This window comes from Bordetella sp. MIP270_01_BMS (genome assembly GCF_054958705.1).
Genome location: NZ_CM143297.1, coordinates 3,540,788 through 3,553,317, shown reverse-complemented (window position 1 = coordinate 3,553,317; position 12,530 = coordinate 3,540,788). Strand labels below are relative to the sequence as shown.

Genomic DNA, 12,530 nt, shown 5'->3' with positions numbered 1-12,530 from the left:
TCTGCGAGGCAATAAGTTCCGTTATCTTCTGCCTACGCGCACTTAACGTTTATTAACAATCGCAAGGACACATCATGGGTCTGCTCAGCTTTATCAAAGATGTAGGCGAAAAGCTCTTCGGAGCCAGCGAGGCGCAGGCAGCGTCGGTCGACGAAATGCGCAAAGAACTGGCCAAGCATGGCCTGGACGCCGAAGGGCTGGATATCAAGGTCGATGGTGACAAAGTCACCGTGTCGGGTCAGGCTGCATCCACCGAAGAAGCCGAAAAAATCTCTTTGGCTCTGGGTAACACGGTTGGAGTCGCGCAAGTCGACAACCAGCTGACGGCCAAGCAAACCGCGCCCGAAGCGCAGATGTACACCGTTCAAAAGGGCGACAACCTGTGGAAGATCGCCGAGGCGCACTACGGCAAGGGCCAGGGCGCCAAGCACACCGTCATTTTCGAAGCCAACAAGCCGATGCTGACGCACCCCGACAAGATCTATCCGGGGCAAGTGCTGCGCATTCCGCCGCTGAACTGAACCGCACGAACCGGCAGACCCCCGCAGCGTCTGCCGGTTTGTATCGGGGCGGGCCCTCCCCGTTCGCTCCGATCATCTTGGCCAGGCTTCACGCCTGGCCTTTTTTTTGGCGTCGCTCTCGGGCGGCGGCGATGATGCGGGGCCTTAAGCTTTTACGCGCCTACGCCCTGCCGGGCCGCAGGTCCGGCGCCGTGGCGCCTACCTCAGGCCACCGAAGCGGCCCAGGCCTTTCATGCCGCCCATGGCGCGCATCATTTTCGACATGCCGCCTTTCTTCATCTGCTTCATCATGCCCTGCATCTGCTCGAATTGAGCCAGCAGACGGTTCACCTCTTGTACCGGCACGCCCGAGCCGGCCGCGATGCGGCGTTTGCGCGAGGCCTTGATCAGTTCGGGCTTGGCGCGTTCGGCGGCGGTCATCGAGTTCAGGATGCCTTCGGTGCGACGCAGCTGCTTTTCGGCCTGGCCGCCCTGCAGTTGCCCCGCGGCTTGCTGAAACTGCGCAGGCAGTTTTTCCAGCAGGGAACCCATGTCGCCCAGCTTCTTGACCTGGCCCAGTTGCTCGCGGAAATCGTTCAGGTCGAACTTGTTGCCCGACTTCAGCTTTGTCGCAAGTTTCTGGGCTTCGGCAATATCGATGTTCTTTTGCGCCTGCTCGACCAAAGAAACGATATCGCCCATGCCCAGCACACGCTGGGCCATCCGGTCGGGATGGAAAGGTTCGAAGCCGTCGAGCTTTTCGGACACGCCCACGAATTTCAGCGGCTTGCCCGTGACGTGACGTACAGACAGCGCGGCACCCCCGCGCGCATCGCCGTCGAGCTTGGTCAGCACCACGCCGGTCAGGGGCAAGGCTTCGCCAAAGGCGCGCGCCGTGTTCACGGCGTCCTGCCCCTGCATGGCATCCACCACGAACAGGGTTTCGACCGGTTTCACCAGATCGTGCAAGGCGCGGATCTCGCGCATCATGGCTTCGTCCACACCCAGTCGGCCGGCCGTATCCAGGATCAGCACATCGTAATGGTGACGCCGGGCATGATCGACCGCATGACGCGCAATGTCTTCGGGCTTCTGGCTGGGGTCGGACGGCAGGAAGTCGATGCCGGCCTGCTGGGCCACGGTCTTCAACTGTTCGATGGCGGCGGGCCGGTAGACGTCGGCACTGACGGTCAGCACCTTCTTCTTGCCGGTGTTGCGCCCGTTCTGTATGTGCTGGCCTTGCGCCAACCAGCGGCCCAGCTTGCCGGTCGTGGTGGTTTTGCCCGCGCCCTGCAAGCCAGCCATCAGGATGACGGCCGGGGGCTGCACCGCGAGCGAAAGCTCACTGGCGCCCGCGCCCAGGTCGCCACCCATCAGGGCAGTCAGTTCCTTGTTGACTACCCCTACCAGGGCCTGGCCGGGGCTCAGGCTGCCCACCACTTCTTCGCCCAGGGCCTTTTCCTTGACCCGGGCCACGAAGTCGCGAACCACCGGCAAGGCCACATCGGCCTCGAGCAGCGCCATGCGGACTTCGCGCAGCATTTCCTGAGTGTTCGCCTCGGTCAGGCGGGCTTCGCCGCGCAGCGTCTTGACGACGCGAGACAAACGTTGTGTGAGGTTATCGAGCATGAGAGGCGTTTCCGCTTACACTAGTTGATTGAACAGTGGCCCGGGCGGTCGGCTTTTGCACCTGCCGGCGACGAATGCCGCAAGGGCCCCATCCAGACAACGGTTTTTATGTCATCAGGCATTGTATTTCACGCCGTGGCTGCGCTGGCGTACGCCGTACTCGGCGCAGGGCTTTGGCGCCGCCTGCAGGGCGCGGGCAGCGTCGAAAAAACGGGCCGCATCGCGCGGGCGTGCCTGCTGGGTGCGCTGGTGCTGCATGGCGCGGGCCTGCAACAAGCCATGCTGGGCGATTCCCACCTGTACATCGGCTGGGCCCTGGCCCTGTCGGCCACGGTCTGGCTGGGGCTGGTGGTGTTCTGGCTGGAAAGCCTGCTGGTCCGCATCGACGGCCTGCAACTGTTATTGCTGCCCGCCGCCGCCGTGGTGTGCGCCATGGCCGCGCTGTTTCCGCAAGGCCAATTGGTGCCGCACGCCAACGATGGCTGGCTGCGCCTGCACCTGCTGATTGCACTGGCCGCCTACGCCCTGATTACCGTCGCCGCGCTGCACGCGCTGCTCATGGCCCTGCTCGATCGCCATCTGCATCGCCCCCTCGAAGCCCCCGCCGAACGCAGCATCGTAGGCCGCATACTCGACGCCCAGCCGCCGCTGCTGGTGCAGGAACAACTGCTGTTCCGGGTCATCTGGATCGGCTTCGCAGTCCTGACGGCGGCGGTGGCGTCGGGCTCCATCGCTTCCATGCAGCTCACCGGCAAGGTGCTGCCCTTCGACCACAAGACCGTCTTCACGCTGCTGTCGTGGCTGACCTTCGGCGTATTGCTGCTGGGCCGCCACATTCGCGGGTGGCGCGGCCGCGTGGCCTTGCGCTGGACCCTCACCGGCTTCGCGTTCCTGATCCTGGCCTACACAGGCAGCCGTTTCGTACTCGAAGTCATTCTGCATCGGAGCTGAAGTGGGTAAGTTGTTACTTTGGGTCATCGTCATCCTGGTGGTCATGATGCTGCTGCGCATCGCCTCCGCCCGCGCCGCGGCCAAGCGCCGCGATGCCGCACCGGGCGGGGCGCCCGCGCGCCGCCCCGGGGCACAGTCCGTCGAATCCATGGTGCGCTGCGCCCATTGCGGCATACACCTGCCGCGTTCCGAAGCCCTGCAGATCAACGGCAAGGTGTGGTGCAGCAACGACCACGCGCGGCTGGGCGAACGCTAGCCCCGCCCGCCGGCGCGCGCTTCCCGCATGAGCCCCCGCGCCCGCGCCCACGCCGGGGCCCGGTGGGCAAGGCAGGCATAATGGAAGGCTACGCTTACCCATTCGATGAGCCGCGCACCCATGTACTTACAGCTTGATCGACACGGGTGGCTGGCGCCCGCGCCGGGCGTGCGCCTCCTCCCTTCTCCCAATTGCGACCCTCGTCCTGCCGGCACCCCGGTTTCGCTGCTGGTCATCCACAACATCAGCCTGCCGCCGGGACGCTTCGGCGGCCCGCATGTTGCCAACCTGTTCCTCAACCGCCTGGACCACGGCGCCCACCCCTGGCTGGAACGGCTGCGGGGCCTGCGCGTGTCGGCGCATTTCTTCATCGACCGCGAAGGCGCAATCGTGCAGTTCGTATCCACCGACGCGCGCGCCTGGCATGCCGGAATCTCCAGGCTGGACAGCCGCGAGCGCTGCAATGATTTCTCCCTGGGCGTCGAACTGGAAGGCACCGACACAATTCCCTATACCGACGCCCAGTACACTGCTCTGGCCAAGCTGACACGGCTACTGTGGGCGCGTTACCCTTTGAGGGCGGTGCGCGGCCACGAGCATATCGCGCCGGGGCGCAAAACCGACCCCGGTCCCGCTTTCAACTGGCCGCGCTTTGGCCGCATGGCAGCCTGCGCCCGCCGCATGCTGCCCCCGCGTTAATCAAGGAATCGACATGCTGAAGATCTGGGGACGTCCAAGCTCGGTCAACGTACAGAAAGTGCTCTGGGCCGTGCGTGAACTCGCGCTGCCGCACACCACCGAATCCGTCGGTGGCCAATACGGCGGCCTCGACACGCCCGAATACGGCAAGATGAATCCCAACCGCAAGGTTCCCGTCATCGACGACGCCGGCCTGGTGCTGTGGGAATCGAACGCCATCGTGCGCTACCTGGCGGCTCGCTATGGCGAAGGCGGCCTTTGGCCGCACGACGTAGCCACGCGTGCGCAGTCCGACCGCTGGATGGACTGGACTGCCACCGAATGGCAACCCGCCATGGTGCCGGCCTTCCTGGGCCTGATCCGCACTCCGGAATCCGAACGCAACGCTTCAGCGATCGAAGCCTCTACCCGGCACGCCAACAAGCTGGGCCTGATTCTCGACGCCGCCCTCCAAGACCGCGAATTCATCGCGGGCAGCCAGTTCACCATGGGTGACATCGTGCTGGGCAGTGTGGCGCATCGCTGGCTGGCCATGCCCATCAGCCGCCCCGACACCCCGGCGCTATCGGCCTGGTATCGCCGCCTGATGATGCGCCCGGCCCCGCAAGGCGTTCTGACGCTGCCGCTGGCCTGAGCCGTCCTGCGGCCGCGCCTAGCCCAGCCGGCCCAGCAGCGCGATCAACTGCAGGCGTTCCTCGACGGCGAGTTTGCTGCTGATGCGCGCATCGTGCGCCTGGACGGCCTGCGTGATCTCGGCATGCGCCTGCCGGCCCGGCGCGGTCAGCACCAGCGAAAAGGCGCGCCGGTCAGCGGCCGCTTCCTGGCGGGTCACATAGCCCATGGCTTGCAGCTGGTCCACCAGCTGCACGGCTCCTGAACGCGCGATGCCCAGAATCCGCGCCAGCTCCGTCAGTTTCAGACGCGGGTTCTCGGCAATCAGCGTCAGCGCGGAAAACCGCTGCGGCGTGATGTCCCAGGGCGCCAGCGCACCCAGGAAGTCTTCGTAGATGAGGATCTGCGCGCGCCGTATGGCATAACCCACCAGTTCATCGAGCACCCCATACTCGACGCCGGGCACATGGGGGTCGAAGTGTTCACCGCGGGCCAATGGCCGGCGCGGCCTGAACGTGAGGGCGGGAGGCATAGGCGGCTGGGCGGAAAGAAAAGGGACTACACACTACCCCAAGACGGTGCGCGCGCGCTACCCGCCCCGGGAAAGCCCCAGTGTTCGAAGGGCGGTTCTTTTTGTTATGGTACATAACAATAAAAAGAACCTGGAGAGACCATGGAGATCATCATCGCCGGTGCGGGCATCGGCGGGCTGACCCTCGCGCTGATGCTGCATCAGCGCGGCATCAAGTGCCGTGTATTCGAAAGCGCCCAAGTATTGCGCCCGCTGGGTGTGGGCATCAACCTGCTTCCGCACGCCGTCAACGAACTGGAACAACTGGGCTTGCTCGAACAGCTCGCCGAGCGGGCCATCCCCACCTCGGCCCTGCACTACTACAACAAGCTGGGGCAGCCGATCTGGCGCGAACCGCGCGGCCTGCATGCCGGTTATCCCCTGCCGCAATTCTCCATTCATCGCGGAGAATTCCAGATGCTGCTGGCCGACGCCGTGCGCGCGCGTATGGGCCAGGACGCCATCATTGCCGGCATGGCGCTCGAAAGCGCGCAGCAAGACGGCCAGCGCGCCGGCGCCCATTTCCGCAGTCGCGCCGACGGCGCTCTGCATACGGTATGGGGCGACGCCGTGGTGGGCGCCGACGGCATTCATTCCGCCTTGCGCCGGCAGTTCTTCCCATCAGGCGACGAGCCGCGCTTTTCCGGACGCATGCTATGGCGCGCCGTCACCGAAGCCGATCCCTACCTGGACGGCTGCACCATGTTCATGGCCGGCCACCAAGACCAGAAATTCGTCTGCTACCCCATCTCGGAACCCGTGCGCCGCACCGGCAGGTCGCTCATCAACTGGATCGCCGAATTGGCCATCCCCGATGCCACACTGCCGGCCACCGACTGGAATCGCAGCGTCGACAAATCCGTCTTCGCCGATCGTTTCGCCGATTGGCGCTGGGACTGGATCGATATTCCGTCCATCATCGACGGCGCGCAGGCCATCTACGAGTTTCCTCTGGTCGACCGCGACCCGCTGCCGCGCTGGACCCGCGGCCGCCTGACCTTGTTGGGCGATGCGGCACATCCCATGTACCCCATCGGGTCGAATGGCTCGGCGCAGGCCATACTTGATGCGCGCTGCCTGTCCGACTGGCTGGCACAGGCCCATCGCGGCCAGGTGCGCGCCCTGGAAACCGTCTTGCTCGAATATGAGGCCGACCGCCTGCCCCGCACGGCCGGCATCGTGCTGCGCAACCGCCTCAACGGCCCCGAGCAAGTCATGCAGATGGCCGAAGAGCGTGCCCCGCAAGGTTTCGACGACATCTCCGAAGTCATTTCACACGAAGAACTGCAGGCCGTCTCCCTGCGCTACAAGCAGTTGGCGGGCTTCGATCCCGCCGCCTTGCGCCGCCACTCCGGAGTCACCCCATGACCGACATCGTGCATCCCGCCCCCCCGAACCTCGAACACATCGCGACCCTGCATGTACAGGTCGGCACGCCCCAGGAAGTCGGCGACGCGCCGCAAGGACGCCGCCGCATCATTCCGATTCTGGGCGGCCAGGCGTACGGCCGGCTCAACGGCGTCATCCTGCCGGGCGGAGCCGACTTCCAGTCGATCCGCTCCGCCACCTACACCGATATCCACGCGCGCTACATCATCGAAACCCCCGAAGGGCACCGGGTGTATGTCGAAAACACCGGCATACGCACCGGCAGCGCCGACGACATCGGCCGACTCGCGCGTGGCGAGCCCGTCGACCCCGCGCGGCTGTATTTCCGCACCTATCCCCGCTTCGAAACCGCGGCGCCCGAACTTGCCTGGCTGAACGAACATCTGTTCGTCGGCACCGGCGCACGGTTTCCTGATCGCGTCGAGCTCGCCTTCTACCGTATCGGCTGAGCACCACGCCCTGTTTCGCGACTCGCAACCGCCGGCCATGCACCGACGGTGCTCTACCTGGAGACTCACCATGCAATCGACCCTGCGCCGCCTCATAGCGACCGCCTTGCTGTGCCTGCCCACGGCCGGCTTCGCGCAATATCCGGATGCCCCCATCCGGCTGAACGTCGGCTTCCCCCCGGGCACTGGCCCCGACATCGTCGCCCGCACCTTGTCGCAGCAATTGGGCACACGCCTGAAACAGAGCGTGGTCGTAGAGAACCGCGCCGGCGCCGGCGGCCAGATCGCGGCCCAGGCCGTGGCACGCAGCCCCGCCGACGGCTACACCCTGCTGCTGGGCGAAGTCGGCTCCATCAGCATTTCCCCCGCCACCTACAGCAACCTGAACTACAACCCCACCAAAGACTTCGCGCCCATTTCCGAAGTGGTGCGCGTCGACTTTGTGCTGGTGGTCCCGGCCGACTCGCCCTACAAAGACCTGGCCGCGTTCGTGGCTGCCGGCAAGTCCGCCGGCGATCGCGTCAACTTCGGTACGTTTGGCGCCGGCACGCCAGGCCATTTCGGTGCCGAACTATTCGCGCGCGAAGCTGGCATGAACATCGAGCCCGTGCACTACCGCTCCACCGGCGACGCAGTCTCTGCCCTGATCTCGGGCGGGGTGCAGGCCGCGTTCGTCACCACCGCGCTTGCCGCCCCCCAGGTCAAGGGCGGCAAAATGCGCGCCCTGGCGGTCACCGGCAGCGAACCCTCCGCCACCCTGCCCGACGTACCCACCTTCAAGCAGGCGGGCTACGACAAAGTCGACTTCGGCGCGTGGTTCGCCCTGTTCGCCCCGGCCGGCACGCCCGACGCCATCCTGGATCGCCTGCAGACCGAAAGTGCTGCCGCCTTGCAGGCGCCTGAAGCCGCGCGCACTCTGGGCGATGCGGGCTTCAAGATCGTCGGATCCAGCCGGCAGGACCTTCAGCACTTGCTCGACACCGAGGCCCAGCGCTGGACCGCCATCGTCAAGGCCACCGGCTTCAAGGCAGACTGAGCGGCGGTAGTGAAGGGTTTCGTACGGCGGCGGCAGGCCAGGTCCGCCTGATCGACGGCATCCGCGGGCGGCGCCGCCGTCCGCACAAGAGCCAGCCGTTCAGGTTATCGGGTAGTCGGGCACTCGCCAGAAGGGGCCACGTACCCTCTATTCCACACCCAACCGCCGATCCACAGCGTGCTCCCCGGGGTGCCCGCCATGCTTCACCGCCTCGACGCCGCCGTGCCGCTCGATAGTGGCTTCCTGGTCCGCGAAAGCGCGTTCGTTGACCTCGTCCGGGTCCAGGATCTCGCGCAGTCGCGTCTCGCACTCGGCAAGTACCTGCCGATGCGCCTCGGACCCCGCCAGATCGTGCGCTTCCAGAGGGTCGGTTTCCCTGTCAAACAGTTGAGAGGGGTACCCTGGATAATGCAGGTACTTCCAGCGTTCTGTGCACAACATGAAGCAGCCGGTGATCGAAGCCCCCGCGTGATACTCGGCCAGCACTGAGCGTGGACGCGTCGGTGTCGCGAGCAGCGACAACCCCGGTCCGTGATAGCTCGCCTCGCTCGCGCCCGCCAGCTCCAGCAACGTGGGATGAATGTCGACGTGAGAAACCAGCCTGTCCTGCACAACACCCGATGCGATGCCAGGACCGGCGATCATCAGCGGAATTCCGACCGATTCCTCATAGAGCGCCGAAGTGCTCCAGATACCTTTGTTGCCCAGCATCTCTCCGTGGTCGCTGGTAAAGAGCACCAGCGTATCGTTCATCGCCCCTGCCTGCTCCAGCGAAGCCATCAGCATGCCAATGTGGTAATCCAGGAAGCTCACCAGGCCGTAATAGCCGGCACGCGCGCGCATTACCTTTTCGGGCGTGAAGTAGTCGTCGTAATTCCAGATGCGGGCAAGGGCATTCACCACAGGGTGGACAGGCCGCTCACCTTGCGCGTAGTGCGCCGGGCGGGGCAAGCCGTCGGCCGGATACAGGTCGAAGAACTCCTTCGGCGCCACCAGTGGAAAGTGTGGAGCAACGAAGGAGACGTACAGGGCCCAGGGCTCGGCGCGCCCCGCATGACTATTCAGCCAGCGACAGGCCGCCGCTGCGATCTGCCTGTCGTACTCGGTGTGATTGGTCTCGCCTGCGCCGGCCACTTCTGCCATCGCCGCCGGCCCGCGCACGACAACCGGCGCGTCCTCGGTATGGGCAATCGCGGCGACGCGTTCGCTGGGATAGGTGGCGCTTTCTTTGCGCAGCATGCCGAACAGATCGCCGACGCCGCCTCGCACATGCATCGGCAGCATTTCCTCGTCGAACCCGTTGTCGTCGGCAGTGCTTCGATAGTGGTTCTTGCCGATCGATACTGTGTGATAACCATCGGCGCGAAGTTTGTGCGCCCAGCCGGGAGGCGTACCGTGGTAGGGATGACCGTTGTCCCAGCAACCGATCTCGTGGACGAAGTGGCCCGTGGCCATGGCGCCGCGGGCGGGAACGCACAACGGCGAATTCGTATAGGCGCGGGAGAACCGCATCCCGCGCTGCGCAAGCCGGTTGAGATTGGGCGAATGCACGAAGTCTGCGCCATAGCAGCTGAGCGCGCCCCGCGTTAGCTCGTCCGCGCAGATGAACAGGATGTTTGGCTTGCGGGTCATCGGGATTTCCTCAGGCAATGGCGTCCCGCTTGCGCGTCAGGGCAAGCCCCAGAAGCACGAGCGCGACATTGAAGATCACGAGCAGAGCTGAGATCGCGGCGAGCATGGGGGTGAGTTCAAAGAACACCCCGTCCAGCATCTTCTTGGGCAGCGTCGTCATGCTGGGGCTGCTCAGGAACATGGCGATCACCACCTCGTCGAACGAAATTACGAAAGCGAACACGGCGCCTGCAGCTACACCGCGCCAAGCCAGCGGCAAAGTCACCAGAAACAGCGTCTTCACGGGATGAGCTCCAAGGCTCATCGAGGCCTCCTCCAGGCCACGCGGCAACCCTTTGAGCGCCGCGCTCACATTGAGGATTACGAATGGCAATCCCAGCACGGCATGAGCGATCATCAGGCCCGACTTGGTGCCCGCCAGGCCAAAGTGGGTATAGATGCCATAGATCGCGACGGCCGCGACGATGGTCGGCAGCAGCAGGGGACTGATGAGAGCCAGGGAAATGACCGCCCTACCGGGAACCCCGTCGCGCGCCAGCCCGATGGCTGCCGCCGTGCCGAATGCCGTGGCGATGATGCTCGCGCCCGTCGCTACCTGCACGCTTACCCATGCCGCATCGAGCCAGTCGCGGCTGCTCAGGAAGGCTTCGTACCACTTGAAGCTGAAGCCGGTAGGAGGAAAACGCAGAAAGGCGCTCGGGTCTACCGAGAGCGGAAATATCATCAGGATGGGAAGTGCCAGGAACGCGAGCGCGAGTGCTGCCAGCACCCCCATGACCCAGCCCAGTCGGCCCGCCTGTCCCATGTCAGCGTCTCCAATTGGCCTGGCGCAGGCTTCCGGCCCAATGCCGCAGCGCCAGCAGCGCGACCACCACGGCAAGCAGCGTCATCGACGCGGCTGCCGCCGCGGCCCAGTTCAGAAACTCGTTGATCTCCTTGGCGATGTAGGTTGCTGACAGCAAGACCTTGCCGCCTCCGAGCAGTGCGGGCGTGACATAAAACCCGAGTGCGGTGGCAAAGGTCACCGCGGCGCCCGCGCCGATGCCTGGCATGCTAAGCGGCAGTGTGACGGTAAAGAACGTCACGGCCGGCGCAGCCCCCAGGCTGAAGGCCGCGGGTACCAGCGCCTTGTCCTGAGCCTGCAGCGAGACATAAATCGGGAACACCGTGAAGGGCAGCAACGCGTTCGTCATGCCCACGATCACGCCGAGTTCATTGAACATCAGCTGCAACGGAGCGTCGATGATGCCCATGTCCATGAGCAAGCGATTGACCACCCCGTTTCTCTGCAGGATGTAGATAAGCGCGTAGTTGCGTACCAGCAGGCTGGTCCAGAATGGCAACAGCACCAGCATGGCGACCAGCGCCTGGATACGCGGGCTGCTGCGTGACATCAGAAAGGCCACCGGATAGCCGAGCACGAGGCAGAGTACCGTCACGATCGCGCTCACCTTGAGCGTCGCCGCGAGTGTGCCTGCGTATCCGGATACCGTGAAAAGTTCTTTGTAAGCGTCGAGACCGGCTTCGGGAAACCCCACGCTGACGCCGCCCAGCCGCACCAACGGCAGGATGAAGAACACCCCCACCAGTAGGGCGGCCGGCACGATAAGGCACAGGCCGAACAGCGCGCCCGGCGCAAGCCTCCCGCTGGCGCGCGCCGAACGCAACGGCAATGCGATCGCCCCGTTCATACGGGACTTCCTGCCCGCACCAGGGTGCAGTCCGCAATTTGCCACGCAATCCATGCGGTGTCCCCGGGTTCGATCCGAGCCGCACTTCCGCCTGCGCCACGACGCACGGTGAAGGTGCCCGCCGGGCACGAAACGGTAAAGAGGACGACGTCGCCAAGATAGGTACGCGTCACAACGCGTGTCTCGAGGACGTTAGAGTATTGATCACCTGGCCGTTCTGTTGCAATCGTGATTTTTTCCGGCCGTACCAAAAGCAGCGCCTGGGCGCCGGGCGCGCCCGGCCCCTGCGCGCGTATCATCGCCCCCCCCGCAAGCCGCACCACGAAGTGCCCGGACTCCGCCGAAAGCACATCACATCTCGGCAAATTGGAATCGCCCACGAATCCCGCCACGAACTCGCTGGCCGGGCGCTCGTACAGGGTCTCAGGCGTGTCGATCTGCTCAATCAGCCCGCCGTTGACCACCGCTATCCTGTCGGACATGGCCATCGCCTCAGACTGGTCGTGCGTGACGAAAATGGTCGTCATGTTCAGCTGACGCTGCACACTGCGGATCTCCCGCTGCATTTGCTCGCGCAGTTGCTTGTCCAGCGCGCCGAGCGGCTCGTCGAGCAATAGAACATCGGGCTGGAAAACGACCGCGCGTGCCAGCGCGACCCGCTGTTCCTGGCCACCGCTGAGTTGGTGCGGATAGCGCTTGCCCAAGTCGCCCAGCCGCACCATGTCTAGCGCCGCCGCCACGCGCTGACGGCGCTCGCGCTCCGGCACGCCGCGCCGCTTAAGCGGAAACTCGACATTCTGTGCCGCAGTCATGTGGGGAAAGAGCGCGTACTTCTGGAAAACGACGCCGATGTTTCGCCGGTAAGAGGGTTGCTGCTGGATGTCCGCGCCATTGAGCGAGATGCGGCCTGCAGTGGGAAATTCCAGGCCGCCAATCAAGCGCAGGATAGTGGTCTTGCCCGAGCCGCTAGGACCGAGCAAGGATACGAATTCCCCTGGCTGCACTGCGAACGAGACACCGCGAACCGCGGCGAAGTCCCCAAAGTGCTTCTCTACCCTGTCGAGCACCAGGGCCGGCTGCGAAGCCGACACGGTTCTGGCCATGAGCGGCCGCGC

The 12,530-nt window shown here is 64.9% G+C and carries 14 protein-coding genes; 8 read left to right on the top strand and 6 right to left on the bottom strand.

What is annotated here, in order from left to right; genetic code table 11:
- The first annotated feature begins 74 nt into the window (after positions 1 to 74).
- Entirely contained in the window at positions 75 to 521 is a 447-nt protein-coding gene (gene lysM, locus ACV17W_RS16690; RefSeq protein WP_462593453.1) for a peptidoglycan-binding protein LysM, read from the top strand.
- A gap of 198 nt (positions 522 to 719) precedes the next feature.
- Here lysM and ffh read toward each other — a convergent pair whose 3' ends face one another.
- On the bottom strand, positions 720 to 2,129 hold the full coding sequence (gene ffh / locus ACV17W_RS16685; RefSeq protein ID WP_462593452.1) for a signal recognition particle protein: 1,410 nt from the start codon (positions 2,127 to 2,129) through the stop codon (positions 720 to 722).
- Between the two features lie 108 nt (positions 2,130 to 2,237).
- Between ffh and ACV17W_RS16680 the strand changes: the two genes are divergently transcribed.
- From ACV17W_RS16680 to ACV17W_RS16665, 4 genes are all read left to right on the top strand, one after another.
- Entirely contained in the window at positions 2,238 to 3,080 is an 843-nt protein-coding gene (locus tag ACV17W_RS16680; protein WP_462593451.1) for a cytochrome C assembly family protein, read from the top strand.
- A 1-nt stretch (position 3,081) separates the two neighbouring features.
- Positions 3,082 to 3,336, top strand: coding sequence for a PP0621 family protein (locus ACV17W_RS16675; protein ID WP_462593450.1), 255 nt, complete (start codon positions 3,082 to 3,084; stop codon positions 3,334 to 3,336).
- Between the two features lie 120 nt (positions 3,337 to 3,456).
- The gene (ampD, locus tag ACV17W_RS16670) at positions 3,457 to 4,035 is read left to right on the top strand and encodes a 1,6-anhydro-N-acetylmuramyl-L-alanine amidase AmpD (RefSeq protein ID WP_462593449.1); all 579 of its coding nucleotides are present in this window, start codon (positions 3,457 to 3,459) and stop codon (positions 4,033 to 4,035) included.
- 13 nt (positions 4,036 to 4,048) lie between these two features.
- Complete coding sequence (locus ACV17W_RS16665) at positions 4,049 to 4,669, top strand: glutathione S-transferase family protein (RefSeq protein WP_462593448.1); 621 nt, start codon at positions 4,049 to 4,051, stop codon at positions 4,667 to 4,669.
- 18 nt (positions 4,670 to 4,687) lie between these two features.
- Here ACV17W_RS16665 and ACV17W_RS16660 read toward each other — a convergent pair whose 3' ends face one another.
- Entirely contained in the window at positions 4,688 to 5,179 is a 492-nt protein-coding gene (locus tag ACV17W_RS16660; RefSeq protein WP_462593447.1) for a MarR family winged helix-turn-helix transcriptional regulator, read from the bottom strand.
- A 141-nt stretch (positions 5,180 to 5,320) separates the two neighbouring features.
- Between ACV17W_RS16660 and ACV17W_RS16655 the strand changes: the two genes are divergently transcribed.
- The 3 genes from ACV17W_RS16655 to ACV17W_RS16645 all read left to right on the top strand — a co-directional run bounded on the left by ACV17W_RS16655 (position 5,321) and on the right by ACV17W_RS16645 (position 8,092).
- Positions 5,321 to 6,586, top strand: coding sequence for a flavin-dependent oxidoreductase (locus ACV17W_RS16655; RefSeq protein ID WP_462593446.1), 1,266 nt, complete (start codon positions 5,321 to 5,323; stop codon positions 6,584 to 6,586).
- Entirely contained in the window at positions 6,583 to 7,056 is a 474-nt protein-coding gene (locus ACV17W_RS16650) for a DUF3237 domain-containing protein (protein WP_462593445.1), read from the top strand. The genes ACV17W_RS16655 and ACV17W_RS16650 overlap by 4 nt, the downstream gene beginning before the upstream one ends.
- Positions 7,057 to 7,126: 70 nt before the next feature.
- The gene (locus tag ACV17W_RS16645) at positions 7,127 to 8,092 is read left to right on the top strand and encodes a Bug family tripartite tricarboxylate transporter substrate binding protein (RefSeq protein WP_462593444.1); all 966 of its coding nucleotides are present in this window, start codon (positions 7,127 to 7,129) and stop codon (positions 8,090 to 8,092) included.
- 147 nt (positions 8,093 to 8,239) lie between these two features.
- Here the strand turns inward: ACV17W_RS16645 and ACV17W_RS16640 are convergent, their stop codons facing one another.
- From ACV17W_RS16640 to ACV17W_RS16625, 4 genes are read right to left on the bottom strand one after another with little or no spacing between them, the layout of a single operon-like run.
- Entirely contained in the window at positions 8,240 to 9,724 is a 1,485-nt protein-coding gene (locus ACV17W_RS16640; protein WP_462593442.1) for a sulfatase-like hydrolase/transferase, read from the bottom strand.
- A gap of 10 nt (positions 9,725 to 9,734) precedes the next feature.
- A complete protein-coding gene (locus ACV17W_RS16635) occupies positions 9,735 to 10,529 on the bottom strand; it encodes an ABC transporter permease (protein WP_462593441.1) in 795 nt (264 codons plus the stop codon).
- 1 nt (position 10,530) lies between these two features.
- Entirely contained in the window at positions 10,531 to 11,415 is an 885-nt protein-coding gene (locus ACV17W_RS16630) for an ABC transporter permease (RefSeq protein WP_462593440.1), read from the bottom strand.
- Positions 11,412 to 12,518 (bottom strand): ABC transporter ATP-binding protein, encoded by a 1,107-nt coding sequence (locus ACV17W_RS16625; protein WP_462593439.1) that lies wholly within the window; start codon positions 12,516 to 12,518, stop codon positions 11,412 to 11,414. The genes ACV17W_RS16630 and ACV17W_RS16625 overlap by 4 nt, the downstream gene beginning before the upstream one ends.
- Between the last annotated feature and the right edge of the window lie 12 nt (positions 12,519 to 12,530).

Bases quoted from the DNA above. Each gene is read 5' to 3' on its own strand.
- lysM (WP_462593453.1), top strand. From the start codon at position 75: ATGGGTCTGCTCAGCTTTATCAAAGATGTAGGCGAAAAGCTCTTCGGA.
- ffh (WP_462593452.1), bottom strand. From the start codon at position 2,129: ATGCTCGATAACCTCACACAACGTTTGTCTCGCGTCGTCAAGACGCTG.
- ACV17W_RS16680 (WP_462593451.1), top strand. From the start codon at position 2,238: ATGTCATCAGGCATTGTATTTCACGCCGTGGCTGCGCTGGCGTACGCC.
- ampD (WP_462593449.1), top strand. From the start codon at position 3,457: ATGTACTTACAGCTTGATCGACACGGGTGGCTGGCGCCCGCGCCGGGC.
- ACV17W_RS16665 (WP_462593448.1), top strand. From the start codon at position 4,049: ATGCTGAAGATCTGGGGACGTCCAAGCTCGGTCAACGTACAGAAAGTG.
- ACV17W_RS16660 (WP_462593447.1), bottom strand. From the start codon at position 5,179: ATGCCTCCCGCCCTCACGTTCAGGCCGCGCCGGCCATTGGCCCGCGGT.
- ACV17W_RS16655 (WP_462593446.1), top strand. From the start codon at position 5,321: ATGGAGATCATCATCGCCGGTGCGGGCATCGGCGGGCTGACCCTCGCG.
- ACV17W_RS16650 (WP_462593445.1), top strand. From the start codon at position 6,583: ATGACCGACATCGTGCATCCCGCCCCCCCGAACCTCGAACACATCGCG.
- ACV17W_RS16645 (WP_462593444.1), top strand. From the start codon at position 7,127: ATGCAATCGACCCTGCGCCGCCTCATAGCGACCGCCTTGCTGTGCCTG.
- ACV17W_RS16640 (WP_462593442.1), bottom strand. From the start codon at position 9,724: ATGACCCGCAAGCCAAACATCCTGTTCATCTGCGCGGACGAGCTAACG.
- ACV17W_RS16635 (WP_462593441.1), bottom strand. From the start codon at position 10,529: ATGGGACAGGCGGGCCGACTGGGCTGGGTCATGGGGGTGCTGGCAGCA.
- ACV17W_RS16630 (WP_462593440.1), bottom strand. From the start codon at position 11,415: ATGAACGGGGCGATCGCATTGCCGTTGCGTTCGGCGCGCGCCAGCGGG.
- ACV17W_RS16625 (WP_462593439.1), bottom strand. From the start codon at position 12,518: ATGGCCAGAACCGTGTCGGCTTCGCAGCCGGCCCTGGTGCTCGACAGG.